This window comes from Actinomadura sp. KC345, assembly GCF_004348515.1.
In the GTDB taxonomy this organism is placed as follows: domain Bacteria; phylum Actinomycetota; class Actinomycetes; order Streptosporangiales; family Streptosporangiaceae; genus Spirillospora.
In genome coordinates this window covers 1-20,231 of sequence record NZ_SMKH01000074.1, presented here as the reverse complement: position 1 = coordinate 20,231, position 20,231 = coordinate 1, and the positions used below count along the sequence as shown (strand labels likewise).

Here is a 20,231-nt window from a genome sequence, read left to right as displayed (position 1 = left end):
CCGGCACCGGCCGGCCGGTGCTTACGCGAACGTCCCCCGCCGCCCCGCGCGACGGGGGACGTTCGCGTCACCGCCTCGGGAACGGCGCTCTGGCATGCGGCGTTCCCGAATCCGGCGGGCGGCGTGCCCCCGGACCGCCGCCCGCCGTTCCGCCGTTCCCTGAACGCCGTGGACGCTGGACGGCCTGTCGACCGCACACGCCGCGTCCAACATTCGCGCGCCTCCGGCCGTGGGAGTAGGGAATAGTGCACACAACGCGTGATGAATCCGTGATTGATTCCCGGGGCCACGGAAAGCCCGGGGACCTTTAGCGTGGTGGGCATGAGCGCCCTCGAACCGGGCTCGTTCCTCGCCGATCTCACCCCGGCCGAACGCGCGGACCTGGAATCACGTGGCCGCGTCCGCGACTTCGAACGAGGGGCCACGCTCTTCACCGAGGGGGAGGAGCCCGGCTGGGTCGCCGTCCTGCTGAAGGGCCGGGTCAAGGCGTTCGCCTACCACGAGCAGGGCGGTGAGGCCCTGCTCGCGGTGCGGGGCCCGGGGGCGCTCCTCGGCGAGGTCGCCGCGATCGACGGGCTGCCGCGCTCGGCGTCGGTCGAGGCACTGGAACCGGTGCGGGCGCTGGCGGTCACGGCGGACGAGTTCATGGCGTTCCTGCAGGCCCATGGCCGCGTCTCCATCATCATCATGCGGATCCTGTGCCAGCGCTGGCGCGACGCCGACCGCAAGCGCGCCGAGTTCGGCATGTTCGACGCCACCGGACGCGTCGCGCAGCGCCTCGTCGAGCTGGCCGAGCGCTTCGGCGTGCCCTACGACCGCCGCAACGGTCCGGGGGAGGCCGGCGAGAGCGTCCGCATCACGCTGAACCTGTCGCAGGAGGAGCTGGCCGGCTGGGTCGGCGCGTCCCGGGAGGCGGTCAGCAAGGCGCTGCGGACGCTGCGCGCACACGGCTGGATCGAAACGGGACGGCGGCGCCTGATCGTCCACGACCTCCAGGCCCTCCGCCGCCACGCCCGCTAGCCCGACTCCCGCCTGGGGGCGCGCCGGAAGGCGACCCGTACCCTGTGCAGGTGCAGTTGCAGCAGCTCGCCTACTTCGTCGCGGTCGCGGAGGTACGCCATTTCACGCAGGCGGCCGAGATCCTGCGGGTGGCGCAGCCTTCGCTGTCGAAGCAGATCCGCGCGCTGGAGTCCGAGCTGAACGTCTCGCTGTTCAGCCGCGCCCGGGGGAACATCACGCTGACACCCGCCGGTGAGGCTTTGCTGCCCCTGGCGAAACGCATCCTTGCCGATGTCGACACGGCCCGCCTGGAGGTGCAGGAACTCGCCGGCCTCAAGCGCGGCCGGGTGCGGCTCGGCGCCACACCGTCCCTCTGCGGGGGCCTGCTGGCGGACGTTCTGCGCCGCTTCCACGACGCCTACCCCGGGATCCAGCTCATCGTCGAGGAGGGCGGTTCGCGCGACCTCGTCAGGGAGCTGACCCGCGGCTCCTTGGACATGGCCCTGGTCATCCTCCCGCTCCAGGGCGACCCGCCCTTGGACACCACCCCCATCTTGCGCGAGTTCCTGGTGGTGGCCTCCCCGACGGGAGCCGGCCCGGCCCTCCCGGAGGGCTCCCTGAAGGCGGCCCAGTTGCCGCGCCGCTCGTACCTGCGCATCGACGATCTCCGGAACCGCCCGCTGGTGATGTTCCGCGCCGGCTACGACCTGCGCGAGGCGACCATCAGCGCGTGCCGCGCCGCCGGTTTCGAGCCGAGGTTCGCGGTCGAGGGAGGCGAGATGGACGCCGTCCTCCGCTTCGTCGAGGTGGGTCTCGGGGTGGCGGTCGTCCCCAGCATGGTCCTCGCGGGACGGCCCGGCCTGCGCGGAACCCCGCTCGTCCTGGCCGACGAGGAGCCGCGCCGCGGCCGTCACGGCCCGGGCCTCCTGCGCACGATCGCCCTGGCCCACCGCAAGGACGTCGAACTGACCCACGCCGCCCGCGCCTTCCAGGACACCCTCCAGACGTTCCTGGTGGAAGCCGGTCTGGCCGGCACCCTCCCGGCAGGAGTGGAGACCCTAGTCAACGACTGATAGAGATGCCCGCAACGGCGCCTCGCCAATGAGGACGGCCTCCAGCTCCCTGGTGTCAGGAAGTGACCGGGGCGCCAGTCCGGCAGGTCACTCCAACAAGCCCTCGCAGCGTGCCCACTCGAAGAAGCTGGAGCCGTCGCACGGCAGGTACGCCTCGTGATCGGACAAGAGATCGACTACCGCAGCGGCGTCCGTCTCCTCCAGGACCTTGTCCCGGATGCCTGCGCAGAGCAATTCCAGTGTGCCGAGCAGCTTGACGCCACGTTCCTTGCCCTGGCGGCGGCCCGCCCGATCATCGACCATCGCGGTGATGCCGTGGAGCTCCGCGTACGCCAGCGTCGTCGCTTCACCGATGTTGCGCATTCCTCCGCCGAGCCGTCCGTGGTATTCGGAGAACAAGCCGAGATAGGGGAGGGAGGTCTCACTGACGACGCTCAGCCAAGGTTGTGCCGCCGCCTGGTATAACTGCGCGTGCCGGGGACCTCCTCGCAGGAGTTCTTCCTCAACGGCGGACGTGATGAAGCACTCGTGGCCCGCCAGCAGTTTCTCCAGGATCGGAAGCTGATTGGAGCGTGCGAAGTAGTTCGGCGGTGAGCTGTCGATGACGAGGCGCTGACGGGTCAACGCAGCTCGCCTCGGAGGGCCTCCAACGGGACCTCATCACGGATGGGCAGATCGTCGATGTCGATCTGCCCGCGCAGCATCTGTGTGACACGCTCGGCGGACAGGCGGTGGGTCCGGTAGGCGCGTATCGCGGCGGCGGCAATGCCCGTCGGGACGTACGGGGCGGCGAGTTCTTCCGTGACGCGCACGCCGCACTCGAGGTAGTCGGCCCGCGTAGGGGACCTGGAGTCGAGTGTCCGGTACTCGTCGTTAGTGATCAGGCCGAAGGTCTTCAACTGGCGCAGGCTCGCCGTCCAACTCGTCCGATACTCGGTGCTGAGGATGATCGCGGCGGGTCGTGACTCGTGCTCCCCTCGGAGAACGCGCCAGCGTTCGGTACAGGCGACCCGGGGGAGGAGTAGGTGGGCGGCGAAGGCGTCGATCGCCTTCTCCGTGGCACTAGTGTCGGCTCCCCAGTCGATGGAGTACGCGTCGCCGAAAAGGTGGTGGCCCAGTTCGTGGGCAAGTGTGGATCGACGTCGGCCAGGGTCGAGGTCCCCGTTGACGAGCGCAACGCCGACGCCATCGACTTCCGCGTAGGTGCCGTCGCCATTGTCGCCTCCCAGGGGTATGGAGTACGGGTAGAGGCCAGCCCGCTCCACGACATCGGCGAGGTCGTGGAGCGGGGATCTGGAATCGACTTCGAGTAGGGATCTGGCCTGCGACGCGGCTTCCTCGGCTCGCCATGCGAGGTCGCCGGGGCTGATGGCCTTCAGGGAACCCTTGGCCGTGCTCGGCGTGAGGACGCGGACATCGATCAGGACGGCGACGTCGCGCGTGACGTCGTCGAGCACCTGCTCGCCCTTCGGGTGACCGCGTCGCCCTTCCATGGCCGTGCGGCGGCTCACGACGGCGGTGGGGGGAGGCAGGACGAACCACTGGAGCGGACGGTCGAGGGCGTCGGCCAAGCGCACCAGCTCCAGAGAGCTGATCTGCCGTCTTCCTGCCTCGATCTTGGTGACGGCGGTCCGGTCCAGCCCGACTTCGGAGGCCAGGGCGTCCTGGCTGACACCGCGTTCGCTCCGGGCCTGCGCGACGCGTGCCCCGACCTCGCGCCACCCTTGCTCATCAACCATTGTGCCATTATCGCACAGGGAAGTGTGTACTGCTCAGGCTAGGTCGTCTGGAAGGTGACGTAGTCGTCCGGGACGAGGTGCGGAGGGTTGGCCGCCTGGGTCGCCTCCGGCTCGATGGGGCGGAACATGTCGAACACGACGATGGGGACGTCGCAGCCAAGGGCCTGTTCGATCAGCCCGGACGAGCGCAGGTGCTTCGCCACGTCGATGCAGGCTTCGTCGAAGTGGGCGAAGAGGGCCTCCGACTTCTCCTCCTCGACGTCTTCGGGAAGTTCGCCTTCGTACCAGAGGTCGAGGCTCCTCACCTCATCCAGATAAAGGTTCGTGCCGACCGGGTCGTCGAGGTGGTGCCCCACTGGGCCTGACTCCTCAAGGAGCATGTAGGCGTAGTTCCAGCGCACCTCCACCGGATCCGCTGAGCTGGACGCTTCGAGGTTCCGCCGGACATGGGCCTCAGTGTTGTAGCCGATGGCCATGTACGGGTCGTACGCGTAGTCCCAGAGCTGGCGGACGTTCGAGTACTCGCCATGCGAGATGCGGAGCGAAATGACATAGATGTCCGGTCGGAGGGCCTCGGGGAAAGAGCGCAGTGCTTCGCCTGCGGCGCGGCGCATGTGGTCCTGGAGAGTCATGGGTTTCATGGTCGGTCGTAGAGGGAGCGGAGGCGGGCGAGAACGCCCGCCGTCTGGGGGGTCTGGAGGTCTTCGAAGATGGCGAGGGCCCTGACCCAGCAGTCGCGGGCGGCGCGGCGGCGTCCCAGGTGCAGGTGGGCCTGGCCGAGATTGTAGAGGGTCTCGCCCTGGCCCGGACGGTCACCGACCTCGCGAAAGGCGCTCAGGGCCTTCTCGTAGTGGACGATGGCGGCCTCGAAGTCGCGCCGCCCGGCGAGGGAGTAGCCGAGGCCGTGCAGCGCCCAGCCTTCGGAGCGGGGGTCGGCGGCGATCGCATGGCCCTCCTCGAAGCAGCGCAGGGACACGGCGAACTCGCTGAGCCCCGCGTGCGCGTAGCCGAGGGCGGTCAGGGCGATGCCGGTGTTGTGGCGGTCCCCGCCCTCGCGGGCGAGCCGCAGGGACCGCCCGTGGTGGGCGACGGCCTCGGAGAACCGCTGGAGGCGGCGGCAGGCGTAGCCGAGGCCGTGCAGGGCCCAGCCCTCGCCGCGGCGGTCGCCGATCCGGTGGAAGACGTCGCGGGACGCGGTGAAGAAGCCGACGGACTCCTCGAAACGCCAGCGTTGCTGGCCGGCGTAGCCGAGGCCGCCGAGCGCGTAGGCGATGCCGCGGTCGTCGCCGAGGTGCTCGGCGGACGCGAGACCCGTGCGCAGGGCCTCGATCCAGTCCGTCCACGGGCTGCGCAGGAAGAAGAACGTCCACAGGGCGAGCGGGAGCCGCCACGCGATGTCGTGGTGGCCCTCGTCGGCGGCGACGCGGGCGGCCGCGATCAGGTTCAGCCGCTCCGTCTCGCACCATCGGCGGGCCTCGTCCGCCGAGGTGAACGTGAGGGGGCGGCACGGGGCGTCCGGCAGCGTCAGCGTCGGGCTGACGCGTTCGGGGGCCAGCACGCGGCGGGCGTTGTCGGCCGTGCCCAGGTACCAGGCGAGGACGCGCCGCAGCGCGGTGGCGTGCTCCTCCCCGGGCAGCCCGTGGTCGAGAAGCGGGACACGGAAGCGGCCTCCGGCGCGCTCGTCCAGCGAGAGGCCGCCGAGCAGGTCGGGAACCTCGCGGGCGGGGACGCCGATCAGGGCGGCGGCGGCCGGTACGGAGATCTCCGCGCCCCGGTGCAGGGACAGCAGCCGCAGGACGCGCGTGGCGCCGGTGCGGGTGTCGGGCAGCCGGATCCACGCGGACGTCCGGGTCTTCTTGACCGAGACGGGCGTCAGGCGGTAGGCGGCGGGGTCGCAGGCCGGGCTCTGGCTGATGACCTCGTCGTAGAACCACCTTGACGCGATCAGCGCGACGACACCGGGCGAGTCGCGCAGGGCCTCCTTGAGCGGCCGTGCCTCCAGCAGCCGGAACGCCGTGTTGATCGCGCCGCCGGCGACGCCGTGGTCATCGTGGTGGATCTCTCCGGCGTGGAGGGCGACGCGGATCTTGATGCGAGCGCCCGGCGGGGCGCTGCCGTTGTGCCGTTCGAGCAGTTCCGCCAGCCTGGCCGGGAACGCTCCGGCCAGCCGCTCCTTCGGCACGTCGGGCCCGATGAGGATCATCGCGCCGTCGCCGCGGTCCTCCGAGTAGCGGGATCCCACGGGCACGCCGGACTCGGTGAGGGCCGTCCACAGGGCCTGGTAGAGGCCGCGGCGGACGGCGAGCTGGTCACAGTTCGTCCGGCCCTCGAAGTCCTGGACGTCCACGCACAGGATCGACCGGTGCACGGCGAGCGGCGCGTCGTCGATACTGTGCATCAGTCCATGCAAATGCACCGTCTTATGCACGTGCATCACGGTACTGCAAGATCGCGCGCTGGTCAGAGGCTTCCGCGTTCCCGGCTGGCCGGGTCAGGCCGTCAGCAAGTCCCGCAGCAGGCGGGTCCGGATGACGTCGTCGTCGCCTTCCGGCGGGTGCCAGGGGCAGGCGACGTCCAGCGCGGCGACGCGCCCGGTCGCCAGAACGCGCCGCACGGAGGCGAGCACCGCCTCGTAGGACGGCCCGTTTCCGACCGGGTACTTCAGGCCGGGCAGGTCGCCCTTGTCGATCACGTCGACGTCGACGTGCAGGACGAGGGGGCCGTCGGGCAGGACGACGTCGTCCACCGTGCAGCGCCGGACCCGCGACGCGGCCAGGAACTCCGCCTCGGCCGGGTCGAGGTCGCGGGCGTCCACCAGGACGGCGCGCTCCTGGGTGAGCGGGCGCAGCCCCAGCCGGTCCGCGAGCAGCTCGGAGTCGTCGCCGATGATCTGCCGGAGCGGCATCCCGCCCAGGTAGCCGGACGTGGAGCTCTCCATCGAATGGATGTCGCCGTGCGCGTCGAACCAGACGATGGAGGCGTCGACGCCCGCCCGCTGGACGCCGGCGAGAACGGCCTCGGACACCAGGCAGTCTCCCGACACCACCGACGGCCTCGTCCCGCCGACGACCTGGTCGGTGACCTCGGCGGACACCAGCTCGAAGAGCGCCGCAAGACGTTCCCAGACATCGCCCTCCGGCAGCTCCCGCGTCACCGTGATGAAGCTTGGGCCGGGCAGCGGAAAGGACGAGTCGGGCAGCCGTTCGTCCTGGTGGTACGGGACCAGCGTGAGCGTCATGCCTCCACAGTAGTGAGGTCCCGGCGGACGGGTCAGCGCTTGCCGCCTCCCGCGGCCGCCTTGAGGTAGTCGTGGTTCAGCCGCCCGATGACGTCCAGCGGGATGCCCTTCGGGCAGGCGGCGGTGCATTCGCCCGTGTTGGTGCAGCCGCCGAAGCCCTCCTCGTCGTGGGTCTCCAGCATGGACGCGACGCGGTCCCAGCGTTCCGGCTGTCCCTGCGGCATCAGCCCGAGGTGGGTGACCTTGGCGCCGAGGAACAGGGCCGCCGAGCCGTTCGGGCAGGCCGCGACGCACGCGCCGCAGCCGATGCACTCGGCGGCCTCGAACGCGCGGTCGGCGTCCGGCTTCGGGACGGGCGTCGCGTGCGCCTCGGGGGCGGTGCCGGTCGGCGCCGTGATGTAGCCGCCCGCCTGGATCATCCGGTCGAACGACGAGCGGTCGACGACCAGGTCCTTCACGACCGGGAACGCCGCCGCCCGCCACGGCTCGACGTCGATGACCTCGCCGTCCTTGAACTTGCGCATGTGGAGCTGGCAGGTCGTGGTGGCGCGCTCCGGGCCGTGCGGGGTGCCGTTGATGACGAGCGAGCACATGCCGCAGATGCCCTCGCGGCAGTCGTGGTCGAAGGCGACCGGCTCCCCGCCCTCGGCGATGAGCCGCTCGTTGAGGACGTCGAGCATCTCCAGGAAGGAGGCGTCGGGGGAGATGTCGTCGAGCTCGTACTCGACCATCCTCCCCTTGTCCCGGGGGCCGCTCTGGCGCCAGACGCGCAGTGTGAGCTTCATGATTACTTGTAAGACCTCTGGCTCGGCTTGACGTATTCGAAGTTCAGGGCCTCCTTGCGGAGGACGGGCTGCTCGCCCTCGCCCGCCCATTCCCAGGCGGCGACGTAGCCGAAGTTGCCGTCGTCGCGCTTGGCCTCGCCGTCCTCGTCCTGGCTCTCGGCCCGGAAGTGGCCGCCGCAGGACTCGGTGCGGTGCAGCGCGTCGATGACCACCAGCTCGGCCAGCTCGAAGAAGTCGGCGACGCGGCCCGCCTTCTCCAGCTGCTGGTTGAGCTCCTCGCCCTTTCCGGTGACCTTGACGCGCTGCCAGAACTCCTCGCGCAGCGCGGGGATGAGGCCGAGGGCCTTGCGCAGCCCCTCCTCGGTGCGCTCCATCCCGCAGTACTCCCACATGATGTGGCCGAGCTCGCGGTGGAAGGAGTCGACGGAGCGGTCGCCGTCGATCGACAGGAGTCTGTCGATCTGCGACCTCACCCGCTCCTCGGCCTCGGTCACGGCCTTCTCCGACACCGCGCCGAGCGGGTTGCGGGCGATGTAGTCGCCGATGGTGTTCGGCAGGACGAAGTAGCCGTCCGCGAGACCCTGCATCAGCGCGGACGCGCCGAGGCGGTTCGCGCCGTGGTCGGAGAAGTTCGCCTCGCCGATGACGAACAGGCCGGGGATGCTGGACTCGAGGTCGTAGTCCACCCACAGGCCGCCCATCGTGTAGTGGACGGCGGGGTAGATGCGCATCGGCGTGTCGTACGGGTTCTCGCCGGTGATGCGCTCGTACATCTCGAAGAGGTTGCCGTACTTGGCCTCGACCTTGTCCCGGCCGAGCCGCTCGACGGCGTCCGCGAAGTCGAGGTAGACGCCCAGGCCGCCGGGGCCGACGCCGCGTCCCTCGTCGCACACGTTCTTCGCGGCGCGGGACGCGATGTCGCGCGGGACGAGGTTGCCGAAGGACGGGTAGATGCGCTCCAGGTAGTAGTCGCGCTCGTCCTCGGGGATGTCGGGCGGACGGCGGGAGTCGCCGCCCTTCTTCGGTACCCACACCCGGCCGTCGTTGCGCAGCGACTCCGACATCAGCGTCAGCTTGGACTGGTGGTCGCCGCTGACCGGGATGCACGTCGGGTGGATCTGCGTGTAGCACGGGTTGGCGAAGAGCGCGCCGTGCCGGTGGGCGCGCCACGACGCGGTGACGTTGGAGCCCATCGCGTTCGTGGACAGGAAGTACACGTTGCCGTAGCCGCCGGACGCCAGCACGACCGCGTCCGCCGTATGGTTCTTGATCTCGCCGCTGATCAGGTCGCGGACGACGACGCCGCGCGCCCGCCCGTCCTCCATGATCAGGTCGAGCATCTCGTGCCGCGCGTACAGCTCGACGTTGCCGGCCTCGACCTGCCGCATCAGCGCCTGGTAGGCGCCGAGGAGCAGCTGCTGGCCCGTCTGCCCGCGGGCGTAGAAGGTGCGGGACACCTGCGTGCCGCCGAACGAGCGGTTGTCGAGCAGCCCGCCGTACTCGCGGGCGAACGGGACGCCCTGCGCGACGCACTGGTCGATGATGTTCCGGGAGATGTCGGCGAGCCGGTACACGTTCGACTCGCGGGAGCGGAAGTCGCCGCCCTTCACGGTCTCGTAGAACAGCCGGTACACGCTGTCGCCGTCGTTGCGGTAGTTCTTGGCGGCGTTGATGCCGCCCTGCGCGGCGATCGAGTGGGCGCGGCGCGGGGAGTCCTGGAAGCAGAACTGCTGGACGTGGTAGCCGGCCTCGCCGAGGGTTGCGCCGGCCGAGCCGCCCGCCAGGCCCGTCCCGATGATGATGATCTTCTTCTTGCGCTTGTTGGCGGGGTTGACCTGCTTGGCCTCGAACTTGCGGGTCGCCCAGCGGTCCTCGATGGAGCCCGCGGGGGCCTTGGTGTCGGCGATCGGGTCGCCGGACCTGTAGAAGCTGTCGATCATGGTCAGCTCACCCATCCGAACGTGATGGAGACGGGGACGGCGACGAAGCCGAGGGTCAGGAGCGCGGCGACGCTCACGGCCAGGCCGCGGAGGAGGCGTTCGCTGCGCGGGGTGCGCAGCCCGAGGGTCTGGAAGGCGCTCCAGATGCCGTGGTGGAGGTGCAGGCCCACGAGGATCACCGCGACGACGTAGAACGCGGTGATGTACCAGCGGGACGGGTCGAAGCCGGCGATCATCCGCTGGTAGGGGGTGTCGTCGGCGCCCAGCGGGTTCACGACGAAGAACGTGAGGTCCAGCAGGTGCCAGACGATGTAGAAGGCGATGATGACCCCGCCGTACCGCATGGTGCGGGTGGCATAGCCCTGCGCGTGCGACTTCTTCTTCGACTGGTACTTCACGGGCCGGGCGGCGGACGCGCGGCGGGCGAGCGATACCGCCGACCACATGTGCAGGACGACCGCCACCGCCAGCACGACCTCGATGAGCGTCAGGACGGTGCGGCGCGGCACCGCGGGCTCGCCGACCGTGCGCAGCCAGTGCGCGTAGTGGTTGAAGTCCTCCGCGCCGAAGAAGATCTTCAGGTTCCCGATCATGTGCGAGATCAGGAACAGCACGAGGATTCCGCCGGTCACGGCCATGACGGCCTTCTTGCCGACGGTCGACCGGTAGATCGCAGGTATCGCTATAGCCACAGGGCGAAAGCTACGTCCACCTGGGCCGAGAGTTCCAAGTCATCAGGGAACTCGTTTCGATAGCCCTGGGCTATGGAGCCAAGCAGAACGGGCACTGTGTCCGTTCCGTAATGAACGGTGCGGTGAGTGACTTCACAGGACGTTCCGGAACTTCTCCGGTACGTGACGCAGCGGACATTGACGAGGTCAGAGCCTTGTGTCAGAACCGCCCCGGACGTCCTGCCGCACCGGCGTCATCCTGCCGGGACAGCAGGAGTACGGCCAGGTCGTCGGTCAGGGCGTCGCCGTTGAGGCGCTCGACCTCGGTGACGAGCTCGTCGATGAGCGACCGTCCCGTGGCGCCCCCGCCGCGGGCGGCGCGGGCCAGCTCGACGAGCCCGTCGGTGCCGAGCCGGTCGGAGCCCTCGCCGACCTTCCCCTCGATCAGGCCGTCGGTGTAGAGCATCAGCGCCCAGGAGTCGCCGAGGTCGATCTCGGTGGTGGGCCACTCGGCGCCGGGCAGCAGCCCGAGCGCCGGGCCGTGCGCGTAGTCGGGCAGCGCCGCCACCTCGGCACCGGTCCGGTCGCGGGACGTCTCGCGGAACAGCAGCGGCGCGGGGTGGCCTGCCAGGTGCATCCGCGCCGTCCGCCGCGACGGCGCGATCGTGATCATGCAGAGGGTCGTGAAGATCTCCTCGCTGCGCCGCTCGTGGCCGAGGACGGTGTCGAGCGTGCCGAGGAGCTGCTCACCGGTGTGTCCGGCCAGCACGAGCGTCCGCCACGCCATCCGGAGCTGGACGCCGAGGGCCGCCTCGTCGGGGCCGTGGCCGCACACGTCCCCGATCACCAAATGCACCGCGCCGCCCTCGGTCTGCACGGTGTCGTAGAAGTCGCCGCCGAGCAGCGCCCGCCGCCGGCCGGGCCGGTAGCGGGTGTGGTGGCGCAGCGCCGGGTCGTCGATCAGCGGGACGGGCAGCAGGCCGCGCTCCAGCCGGGCGTTCTCGCGGCCGAGGATGCGGGCCTCGACGAGCCGCCGCTCGGTCTCCTCCGAGCGCTTGCGCTCGATGGCGTAGCGGATGGCGCGGGCCAGCAGCGGCGCGTCCACCTCCTGCTTGACCAGGTAGTCCTCGGCGCCCGCGGCGACGGCCTGCACGCCGAGGTGGGCGTCGCCGAGCCCGGTCAGGACGACGACGGCGGCGGGACTGGGGAGGGCGAGCACCTGCCGCAGCCCGTCCAGCCCGTCGATGCCGGGGGCGGACAGGTCCACGAGGATGCACTGGGTGCGCCGCGTCAGCGTCCGCCTGGCGGCGGCCAGGTCGCCGACGACGCTGATCTCGGCGTCCATGCCGCTCTCGGCGAGCATCTTCTCGACCATGAGGACGTCGCCGGGGTCGTCGTCGATGAGGAGCAGGTCGATCCCGTCCTCGGCTCCCGGCGCGAAGGGGTACGTCTGGTGGCTGATGGTGCTCACAGGGCTTCCGGAGGAGTCGGCTGGCTGAACTGGTCTTCGTCCGGCCCGGCACCGGTGGCCCGGCCGCGAGTGGCCTCGCGAGGACGAAGATCGTTCACATGGCAACGGCGGTGGCGCTCGGCATTGTTCCCGCGGGAGAGCGGGACGGGGCCGCGCCGGGGGAGCGGCATTGGCCTAGCCGCCGGGGTCCCGGCTCAAGGAGCGGGAGGAAAGCGTCGCTCCGTGATCCAGACCATAGCGTGTCCCGACCGCCGCCCGCACCCTCGGGACACGTCTAGGTGGGTATTTACGGACAGGCCGTAACCGAGAGTCGAGGCCGGAAAACCAGTCGAACTCCGGACGTTCTGCTGCATAACCTTCGGCTGTGAAGCCGTTGCCGGAGAAAGATCCTGGCACGCCCGACCACAGGTCCCCCGCGCGCTACCTGCTCTGGCTGCTGCGCGTCCAGTGGCGCCCCACGGTCGCGGGCGCGGTCCTCGGCGTGGTCTGGATGCTCAGCCAGGCCCTGATGCCCGCCGCGATCGGCCGCGCCCTCGGCGACGGCGTCGTGGCGCGGGACGAGAGCGCGCTCGTGGCGTGGGCCGCCGCGCTCCTCGGCCTCGGCCTCGTCCAGGCGGTGTCCGGGGCGTTCCGGCACCGGTTCGCGACGTACACCTGGCTGGCCGCCTCCTACCGGACCGCCCAGGTCGTCACCCGGCAGGCCACCCGGCTCGGCGGGACGCTGCCGAAGCGGCTGAGCGCGGGCGAGGTGGTGAGCGCCGGCATGACCGACGTCGTCCACGTGGGAGGCGCGCTGGACATCATCTCCCGAGGGATGGGAGCCGTCGTCTCCATCCTCGTCGTCGGGGGCATCCTGCTGTACACCTCGCCGCCGCTCGGCCTGATCGTGCTGGTCGGGGTCCCGGTGATCCTGGCCGTCGCCGCGCCGCTGCTGCGCCCCCTCCGGGACCGGGAGCTCGCGCACCGCGAGCTGGTCGGCGAGCTGTCCACGCACACCACCGACCTGGTGGCGGGCCTGCGGGTGCTGCGCGGCATCGGCGGCGAGGCGTTGTTCTCCGGCCGCTACCGCGCCGAGTCGCAGCGGGTGCGGGAGGCCGGGGTCGCGGCCGCGCGGGCCGAGACGCGGCTGAACGGCGCCGAGGTGCTGCTGCCCGGCCTGCTGATCGCGCTGGTGACCTGGGTCGGGGCCCGGTTCGCCGTCCAGGGGACGATCGGCGTGGGCGAGCTGGTCACGTCCTACGGCTACGCGGTCTTCCTGATCGTTCCGCTGAAGACCCTCGGGGAGGCCGCGGGCCGGATCACCCAGGGGCTGGTCGCGGCGGGCCGGGTGACCGCCCTGCTGGACATGGAGCCGGAGTTGCCGCACACCGGTACGGCCCGCCCGGCGGCGCCGGCCGACCTGACCGACATAGCCTCCGGGCTGGTCGTGCGTCCGGGCCGGGTCACCGCGATCGCGGCGGACGACCCGCGCGACGCGCAGGCCATCGCCGACCGGCTCGGACGGTACGCGCCGGGCGCGGTCGACTACGGCGGCGTCCCGCTGGACAGCGTCGCGGACGTCCGGCGGCGGATCCTCGTCGCGGTGAACGAGGACCGCCTCTTCTCCGGACGCCTCGCCGAAAGCCTCACCCCGGAGGCAGGCGCCCTGCATACCGACGTCCTGCATACCGGCGCGCTGCACGCCGCCGTCCATGCCGCCTGCGCGGAGGACATCGTCGACTCCGTCGGGTTAGACGCGCATGTGGTCGAGGCAGGGCGGGAGTTCTCCGGAGGCCAGCAGCAACGGCTCCGCTTGGTGCGGGCCCTCCTCGCCGATCCGGATGTCCTCGTCTTGGTAGAACCGACCAGCGCGGTGGACGCGCACACGGAGGCGCGCATCGCCGACCGGCTCGGCCAAGCGCGCGCGGAGCGCACCACCGTGGTGTGCACGACGAGCCCGCTGATGCTCGACCGCGCCGACCACGTGGCCTTCGTGCACGACGGCCAGGTGGTGGCGGAGGGAACCCACCGTGACCTGCTGAACATTGAGCCCCGCTACAGAGCCACGGTGACCAGGGAAGAGACCTCGACGAGGAAAGAGACCGCGGAAAGGGCGGAGACGTGAGCGCCGAGACACTGCCGGTGGCGACGCCCCCGCAGGTGCGCGCGTATGCGCGGCGGCTGATCATGCGGCATCCCCGCGACCTCGCCGTGGTCCTCGGCCTGCACGCGCTGGCCGCCGTCACGGGGCTGGTGACGCCGCGCCTGCTCGGCGCCCTGGTCGAGGACGTCCGCGACGGCCGGGCCGACATCGACACGACCGGGCTGGCCATCGCCGCGTTCGTGATCGTCCAGGCCGTCCTGACCCGGTACGCCTACTTCGCGTCCGCGCGGTTGGGCGAACGGGTGCTCGCCGGCCTGCGCGAGGAGTTCGTCGACCGCGTCCTGGAGCTGCCGCTGTCGCGGGTCGAGCGCGCGGGCACCGGCGACCTGGTCACGCGTGCGTCCCGGGACGTGGACGCGCTGAGCACCTCCGCCCGCTACGCCATGCCGGAGACGGTCATCGCGATCGTGGTCGTCGCGTTCACGGTCGGCGCGCTGCTGCTCAACGGCCCGCTCGTCGCACTGCCCGCGCTGATCGCCGTCCCCCTGCTGTGGGCGGCGATGCGCTGGTACCTGCCCCGCGCCCACCGCGGCTACATGCGGGAGAACGAGACGTGGTCGGAGATCGCCGGCGGGCTCACCGAGACCGTCCAGGGCGCCCGGACGGTGGAGGCGCTCGGCCTGGCCGAACGCCGCCACGCGCGAAGCGACACCGCCCTCGCCGCCTCGTACAAGGCGGAGCGCTACACGCTCCGGCTGCGCACGGTCCTGTTCCCGATCGCCGAGATCGGCTTCGTCCTGCCCGTCGTGGCGACGCTGCTGTGCGGCGGCCTCCTTTACATCAACGACATGGCGTCCCTCGCGCAGGTGACCGCCGCGACCTTGTACGCGCAGCAGCTCATCGAGCCGGTGGACACGATGCTGTCGTGGCTGGACGAGCTGCAGCTCGGCGGCACGTCCCTGGCCCGCCTGCTCGGCGTCGGCGACGTCCCGCCGGACCGCGCGCCCAACGGCCGCACCCCGTCCGGTGAGCGGCTCGCGGCACGTGACGTCCGCTACTCCTACCGTCCCGGCCTGGACGTGCTGCACGGTGTGGACCTCGATCTGAGACCCGGCGAACGCCTCGCGATGGTCGGCCCCAGCGGCGCCGGAAAGTCCACGCTGGGCCGCCTGCTGGCCGGTGTGGACGGCCCCCGCTCCGGCTCGGTGACTCTCGGCTCGGAGGAGAGGGTCCCGCTGGTCGAGCTGGGGCTGGACGACCTGCGCGCCCACGTCGCCCTGGTCACCCAGGAGCACCACGTGTTCCGCGGGACGCTCCGCGAGAACCTGGTGATGGCCCGGCCGGGCGCGTCCGACACGGAACTGGAGCGGGTCCTCGCGGCGGTCGACTGGGACGGCCCCGGCCTCGGCGCGCTCGTCGGCTCCGGCGGCGAGACGCTGACGCCCGCCCAGGCGCAGCAGCTCGCGCTGGCCCGGCTCATCCTGGCCGACCCGCACACCCTCGTCCTGGACGAGGCGACCTCGCTGCTCGACCCGCGCGCCGCCCGCCGCCTGGAACGCTCGCTCGCCGCCGTCCTGGAGGGCCGGACCGTGGTGGCGATCGCCCACCGCCTCCACACCGCCCACGACGCCGACCGCGTGGCGGTGGTGGAGGACGGCCGCATCACCGAACTGGGCACCCACGAAGAACTCCTGGCCGCCGACGGCCCCTACGCCGCCCTGTGGCGCAGCTGGCAGCGTTGATTTGTCGTAGTTCCCTTGGCGTCAGGCGCTGGAGCGCCTTCCTTCGGCGGGAACTACGGTGCGATCGCTGCATCGCTCCGAACCCGCCTTGGCGGCTCGCTGCGCGATCAGGTTTCTCGCTTCGCTCGAAACCTGCCTTCGGACGCGATCGCAGTGGTTCGGGTTGTTGCGGGGTCGCGGCGATGGTTGGGGTCAGCGGTTCAGGGCCTGTTTGAGGTAGTCGACCTGCAGCAGCAGGAGGTTTTCGGCCACTACCTCTTGCGGGGTCATGTGGGTCACGCCTGACAGGGGGAGGACGGTGTGGGGGCGGCCTGAGGCCAGGAGGGCGGAGGACAGGCGGAGGGTGTGGGCCGCCACGACGTTGTCGTCCGCGAGGCCGTGGATGATCATGAGGGGGCGCTTCAGCTCCCCGGCCATCTCGATGAGCGAGTTGGCGGCGTAGTTCTCCGGCTCCTCGTCGGGGTGGCCCAGGTAGCGCTCGGTGTAGTGGGTGTCGTACAGGCGCCAGTCGGTGACCGGCGCGCCCGCGATGGCGGCGTGGAAGACGTCCGGGCGGCGCAGCACCGCCAGGCCCGCGAGCCAGCCGCCGAACGACCAGCCGCGGATGGCGACGCGGTCGAGGTCGAACGCGCCGGGATGCCGGTGTGCCGCCTCGGTCAGCGCGGTGATCTGGTCCTCCAGGATCGGCTCCACGAAGTCGCCGTGGACGGCGCGTTCCCAGGCGGGGCCGCGCCCCGGGGTGCCGCGGCCGTCCGCGATCACCACGGCGAAGCCCTGGTCGGCGAGCCACTGCGGCTCGCAGTACGCCCGCTGGACGGCCATGACGCGCTGCGCGTGCGGCCCGCCGTAGGGGTCCATGAGGACGGGCAGGCGGCCGTCGCCCGGCTCCCAGCCGGTCGGCAGCAGCACGGCCGTGCGGATCTCCTGGTCGCCCGACGTCAGCAGCTCCACGCGGGGGGTGATCACCGGCGTCTCGGCGAGGGACGCGACCGGGTGGACGTCCGACGGCGTCCGCACCTCGGTCTCCGTGCCGGGGCGGTCCAGCCGCGCTCCCGTGACCACGGTGGTCCCGCCCGAGCGGACGCCGCCGAAGACGCCCCGGCCTTCGGTGATTTTCGTCACCTCGCCACCCGCGCAGGAGTAGACGTGGATCTCGGTGGGCTCCTCCGAGGCGGTGAACAGGATCGCGTCGCCGTCGACCCCGAGCACCGACCGGACCTGCAGGCCGGGGGGCGTGACGGGCGTCCCGGCGACGGTGATCCGGCGGGTGCCGGCCTCGCCGTCCTCGGTGGCCCAGACGAGATCGCCGCCGCCGGTGCGGACGGGCAGGCCGGGGACGATCTCCGTCCACACCGGGTCGTGCTCGTTGTGCACGAGGCTCGTCTCCCCGTTGGACGGGTCGACCCGCAGCACCCGCTGGACCCGCTGGTCGCGCGGCTGCACGACTATCAGCAGGCCGTGCCGGTCCCAGGAGGCCGTCACGACGTAGGGGAACATGCCGCGGTCCCAGGCGACGCCGAGCCGGCCGCCGTCGACCTTCAGCAGCACCAGCGACACCAGCGCGTTCGGGGTGCCTGCGGCCGGGTAGGCGATCTCGGCGGGCGCGGCGTCGGGGTTGGCGGGGTCGGCGATGTGCCAGCGCTGCACCGGGGTCTCGTCGACCCGCGCGACGAGCAGCGTCCCGCCGTCCGGCGACCACCAGTGGCCGCGCATCCGGCCCATCTCCTCGGCCGCGACGAACTCGGCGAGACCGTAGGAGACCTGGTCGGACTCCGGCTGGACCAGCGGCCGGTCGTCCGTGCCGTCCATCTCGATCAGCCGTAGCGTCCGTCCCGACACGTAGGCGACGCGGCGCCCGGCCGGGTCGGGGCGCGGGTCGAAGACGGGCGCCTGGGCGGGCAGCTCGCGGACGAGCGCGGTGTCGAGGTCGGCGACGTAGAGGCGTCCGCCCAGGGTGAAGACCGCCTGCCGCATGGCGCGGTCGGTGGCGTACCCGACGATGCCGCCCGCCTGCTCGCGGGCGCGCTCGCGCCGGGCCCGCTCCTCGGCGGGCAGGTTCTCCTCGCCCGGGACGTCCAGCGCCGCGGGGTCGGCGACGCAGCGCTCCTCGCCGGTGGCGGTGTCCAGCGTCCACAGGCAGGTCACCGGGTCGTCGCCCGCCCTGGTGCGCAGGAACGCGACGCGCGTCTCGTCCGGCGCGATCTGGAAAGCGCGCGGGACGCCCAGGCCGAACCTTCGCGTGCGGGCGCTCTGCCGCGGATAGCTGATGCTCATGGCATCCGAGTCTGCCAGTACGGGGTCGCGGCGTCCGTCGACGGTGCCGAAGTGCGGGGCACGGCGGCCTCCCGGGCCGTATGATCGCGGGTCGTCACAAGATGGGCGGGGAATGACCCGTGCCCGGGTCCGCGCTCGCGTAAGCTCAAAGCTTCCCCAAACACTTTCGTCGTCGCGGGCTTGAGGAGTGGTCAATGCCGGAGCTGCAGCCGGGAGATCCCCGGCGGCTTGGCTCGTACGAGATCGTCGACCGGCTCGGTGAGGGCGGCCAGGGGGTCGTCTACGCGGGCGTCGACGCCTCCGGGAACAGGGCCGCCATCAAACTGCTGCGCGCAGACCTGGCCGGCGACACCGACGCGCGCAACCGGTTCGTCCGGGAGGCGCAGGCGGCCAAGCAGGTGGCGCGGTTCTGCACCGCACAGGTCCTGGAGGCCGACGTCGCGGGCGACCAGCCCTACATCGCCAGCGAGTACGTGCCGGGCCCGTCGCTGTTCAAGCAGATCACCGAGACCGGGCCGATCACCGGCGCGGCGCTGGACCGGCTCGCGATCGGGACCGCGACCGCGCTCGTCGCGATCCACCAGGCCGGGATCGTGCACCGCGACTTCAAGCCGCACAACGTGATCATGGCGCCGGACGGCCCCCGGGTGATCGACTTCGGGATCGCGCGGGCCCTGGACACCGGGCAGACCGCCGCGACCAAGGCGATCGGCACCCCGTCCTACATGGCGCCCGAGCAGGTGGCGGGCGCCACGCTCACCGAGGCCGTGGACGTGTGGGCGTGGGCGACCACGATGGTGTTCGCCGCGACCGGCCGCCCGCCGTTCGGCGACGACACGGTCGTCGCGGTGATCAACCGGGTGATGCACGAGCCGCCGTCGCTGGAGGGCGTCCCGGAGGACCTGCACCGCCTGATCGCGGCGTGCCTGGTCAAGGAGCCGGAGCGGCGGCCGACCGCGCAGCAGCTCATGATGGCGCTGATCGGCAGCGGTCCGGGCGGCGCCGGGCAGACCCGCATGGACGACCCCGCGCAGGCGACCACGATGCTCGCTGAGGGTTCGACGATCGCCGCGGGCGGGGCCGCCGCGGGGATGATGGCCGGCGGCCCGCCCGGCGGGGCGACCCGCCCGGTGGCGCCCCGCGACTACACCGGGAACCTGCCGCCCGCGCGGCCCCCGTACGGCGGCCCCGGCGGCCCGGGAGGCGGGCGCGGCCGCTACGACGACTGGGAGCCCGAGCGCAAGTCCAAGTGGCCGATCGTCGCCGCCGTCGCGGGGATCTTCGCGCTGGCGCTGGTCGTGGGTCTGTTCATGGCCAACCGGGGGAGCGACTCGCCGGACTCGCCCGTCTCGCCGACGGTCACCGACTCCTCCTCGGTCGAGGAGACCCCGACCGAGGAGGAGACCGAGCAGGAGCCGACCCCGACCCGCACCCGGACGCGCGAGGACACCCCGGAGCCGCAGCCGACGTTCCCGACGCAGGAGCCGGAGCCGACCTTCCCGGACGACCCGCCGACGACCCCCGACGACCCGCCGACGACCCCGGACGACCCGCCGACCGACGGCGACGGCGGCGGCGGTGGCGGTGGTGGCGGCACCGGAGGCGGAGGCGGTGGCGGCGGCGGGGAGCCCGGCACCGGCGGAGGCGGCTAAGCCCGCGGCGGGCGCCGGACCCGTGCTGTGAAAACGTGACGCGCGCAACGGCGCTCCGTGCAGGGCGGTCATCACCCCGGTGCCGTGCCCTGAGTAGGCTCGTTGACTATGAAGGAGCCGCGGATCCTGTTCGTCCACGCCCATCCGGACGACGAGTCCATCGGGACCGGGGCGACCATGGCCAAGTACGCCGCCGAGGGCGCCCACGTCTGCCTGGTCACCTGCACGCTGGGTGAGGAGGGCGAGGTCATCCCCGAAGACCTCCGCCATCTGGCGTCCGACAAGGAGGACCGCCTCGGCGAGTACCGGATCGGGGAGCTCGCGGAGGCGTGCGCGGCACTGGGCGTGCGCGACCACCGCTTCCTGGGCGGGCCGGGACGCTGGCGCGACTCGGGCATGATGGGCGCCCCCTCGAACGACCATCCCCGCTGCTTCTGGCGGGCCGACGTGGACACCGCGGCGCTGGACCTCGTCCCGGTCATCCGGGAGGTCCGCCCGCACGTGATCGTCACCTACGACGAGCGCGGCAACTACGGCCATCCCGACCACATCCAGGCTGTCTCT

At 71.7% G+C, this 20,231-nt stretch carries 16 protein-coding genes; 6 read left to right on the top strand and 10 right to left on the bottom strand.

The features are described from left to right. Positions 1-321 precede the first annotated feature (321 nt). The gene (locus E1281_RS14985; RefSeq protein WP_131878499.1) at positions 322-1,020 is read left to right on the top strand and encodes a Crp/Fnr family transcriptional regulator; all 699 of its coding nucleotides are present in this window, start codon (positions 322-324) and stop codon (positions 1,018-1,020) included. A 50-nt stretch (positions 1,021-1,070) separates the two neighbouring features. After that, positions 1,071-2,072, top strand: a complete 1,002-nt coding sequence (locus E1281_RS14980; RefSeq protein WP_131878497.1) for a LysR family transcriptional regulator — start codon at positions 1,071-1,073, stop codon at positions 2,070-2,072. Positions 2,073-2,159: 87 nt separating this feature from the next. On the opposite strand, the gene E1281_RS14975 is transcribed toward E1281_RS14980, so the two are convergent. The 9 genes from E1281_RS14975 to E1281_RS14935 all read right to left on the bottom strand — a co-directional run bounded on the left by E1281_RS14975 (position 2,160) and on the right by E1281_RS14935 (position 11,916). After that, complete coding sequence (locus tag E1281_RS14975; protein ID WP_131878495.1) at positions 2,160-2,696, bottom strand: hypothetical protein; 537 nt, start codon at positions 2,694-2,696, stop codon at positions 2,160-2,162. Then, positions 2,693-3,811, bottom strand: coding sequence for an XRE family transcriptional regulator (locus tag E1281_RS14970; protein WP_131878493.1), 1,119 nt, complete (start codon positions 3,809-3,811; stop codon positions 2,693-2,695). Before E1281_RS14970 ends, E1281_RS14975 begins: the two co-directional genes overlap by 4 nt. Before the next feature lie 38 nt (positions 3,812-3,849). Continuing rightward, positions 3,850-4,443 (bottom strand): hypothetical protein, encoded by a 594-nt coding sequence (locus tag E1281_RS14965; protein ID WP_131878492.1) that lies wholly within the window; start codon positions 4,441-4,443, stop codon positions 3,850-3,852. Between the two features lie 5 nt (positions 4,444-4,448). Beyond that, the gene (locus E1281_RS14960; protein WP_165958936.1) at positions 4,449-6,209 is read right to left on the bottom strand and encodes a tetratricopeptide repeat protein; all 1,761 of its coding nucleotides are present in this window, start codon (positions 6,207-6,209) and stop codon (positions 4,449-4,451) included. A gap of 93 nt (positions 6,210-6,302) precedes the next feature. Then, positions 6,303-7,049, bottom strand: a complete 747-nt coding sequence (locus tag E1281_RS14955; RefSeq protein WP_131878488.1) for an arginase family protein — start codon at positions 7,047-7,049, stop codon at positions 6,303-6,305. Between the two features lie 32 nt (positions 7,050-7,081). Beyond that, a complete protein-coding gene (locus E1281_RS14950) occupies positions 7,082-7,834 on the bottom strand; it encodes a succinate dehydrogenase/fumarate reductase iron-sulfur subunit (RefSeq protein ID WP_131878486.1) in 753 nt (250 codons plus the stop codon). A gap of 2 nt (positions 7,835-7,836) precedes the next feature. Next, positions 7,837-9,774: a fumarate reductase/succinate dehydrogenase flavoprotein subunit gene (locus tag E1281_RS14945; RefSeq protein WP_131878523.1), complete on the bottom strand. Its 1,938-nt coding sequence runs from the start codon at positions 9,772-9,774 to the stop codon at positions 7,837-7,839. Positions 9,775-9,776: 2 nt separating this feature from the next. Continuing rightward, positions 9,777-10,466 carry a succinate dehydrogenase cytochrome b subunit gene (locus E1281_RS14940; RefSeq protein ID WP_131878484.1) on the bottom strand — a complete coding sequence of 230 codons (690 nt, stop codon included), beginning with the start codon at positions 10,464-10,466 and terminating at the stop codon, positions 9,777-9,779. A gap of 199 nt (positions 10,467-10,665) precedes the next feature. Next, a complete protein-coding gene (locus E1281_RS14935) occupies positions 10,666-11,916 on the bottom strand; it encodes a SpoIIE family protein phosphatase (RefSeq protein WP_243716966.1) in 1,251 nt (416 codons plus the stop codon). A 364-nt stretch (positions 11,917-12,280) separates the two neighbouring features. Here E1281_RS14935 and E1281_RS14930 point away from each other — a divergent pair, with 364 nt between their 5' ends. Together E1281_RS14930 and E1281_RS14925 are read left to right on the top strand one after the other, a co-directional pair. Then, positions 12,281-14,020 (top strand): ABC transporter ATP-binding protein, encoded by a 1,740-nt coding sequence (locus E1281_RS14930; protein ID WP_131878482.1) that lies wholly within the window; start codon positions 12,281-12,283, stop codon positions 14,018-14,020. Beyond that, on the top strand, positions 14,017-15,741 hold the full coding sequence (locus E1281_RS14925) for an ABC transporter ATP-binding protein (protein WP_207943288.1): 1,725 nt from the start codon (positions 14,017-14,019) through the stop codon (positions 15,739-15,741). The genes E1281_RS14930 and E1281_RS14925 overlap by 4 nt, the downstream gene beginning before the upstream one ends. Positions 15,742-15,933: 192 nt before the next feature. Here E1281_RS14925 and E1281_RS14920 read toward each other — a convergent pair whose 3' ends face one another. After that, positions 15,934-18,015 (bottom strand): prolyl oligopeptidase family serine peptidase, encoded by a 2,082-nt coding sequence (locus E1281_RS14920; RefSeq protein ID WP_131878480.1) that lies wholly within the window; start codon positions 18,013-18,015, stop codon positions 15,934-15,936. A gap of 194 nt (positions 18,016-18,209) precedes the next feature. On the opposite strand from E1281_RS14920, the gene E1281_RS14915 reads away from it, so the two are divergent. Both E1281_RS14915 and mshB read left to right on the top strand, forming a co-directional pair. After that, on the top strand, positions 18,210-19,667 hold the full coding sequence (locus E1281_RS14915) for a serine/threonine-protein kinase (protein ID WP_131878478.1): 1,458 nt from the start codon (positions 18,210-18,212) through the stop codon (positions 19,665-19,667). A gap of 108 nt (positions 19,668-19,775) precedes the next feature. Beyond that, positions 19,776-20,231 (top strand): N-acetyl-1-D-myo-inositol-2-amino-2-deoxy-alpha-D-glucopyranoside deacetylase (gene mshB, locus E1281_RS14910; RefSeq protein ID WP_131878476.1); only part of this gene is annotated, 456 nt, incomplete at its 3' end.

What these genes read in the sequence shown, in the direction of transcription:
- E1281_RS14985 (WP_131878499.1), top strand. Translation starts at nt 322, where the DNA reads ATGAGCGCCCTCGAACCGGGCTCGTTCCTCGCCGATCTCACCCCGGCC.
- E1281_RS14970 (WP_131878493.1), bottom strand. Translation starts at nt 3,811, where the DNA reads ATGGTTGATGAGCAAGGGTGGCGCGAGGTCGGGGCACGCGTCGCGCAG.
- E1281_RS14965 (WP_131878492.1), bottom strand. Translation starts at nt 4,443, where the DNA reads ATGACTCTCCAGGACCACATGCGCCGCGCCGCAGGCGAAGCACTGCGC.
- E1281_RS14960 (WP_165958936.1), bottom strand. Translation starts at nt 6,209, where the DNA reads ATGCACAGTATCGACGACGCGCCGCTCGCCGTGCACCGGTCGATCCTG.
- E1281_RS14955 (WP_131878488.1), bottom strand. Translation starts at nt 7,049, where the DNA reads ATGACGCTCACGCTGGTCCCGTACCACCAGGACGAACGGCTGCCCGAC.
- E1281_RS14950 (WP_131878486.1), bottom strand. Translation starts at nt 7,834, where the DNA reads ATGAAGCTCACACTGCGCGTCTGGCGCCAGAGCGGCCCCCGGGACAAG.
- E1281_RS14945 (WP_131878523.1), bottom strand. Translation starts at nt 9,774, where the DNA reads ATGATCGACAGCTTCTACAGGTCCGGCGACCCGATCGCCGACACCAAG.
- E1281_RS14920 (WP_131878480.1), bottom strand. Translation starts at nt 18,015, where the DNA reads ATGAGCATCAGCTATCCGCGGCAGAGCGCCCGCACGCGAAGGTTCGGC.
- E1281_RS14915 (WP_131878478.1), top strand. Translation starts at nt 18,210, where the DNA reads ATGCCGGAGCTGCAGCCGGGAGATCCCCGGCGGCTTGGCTCGTACGAG.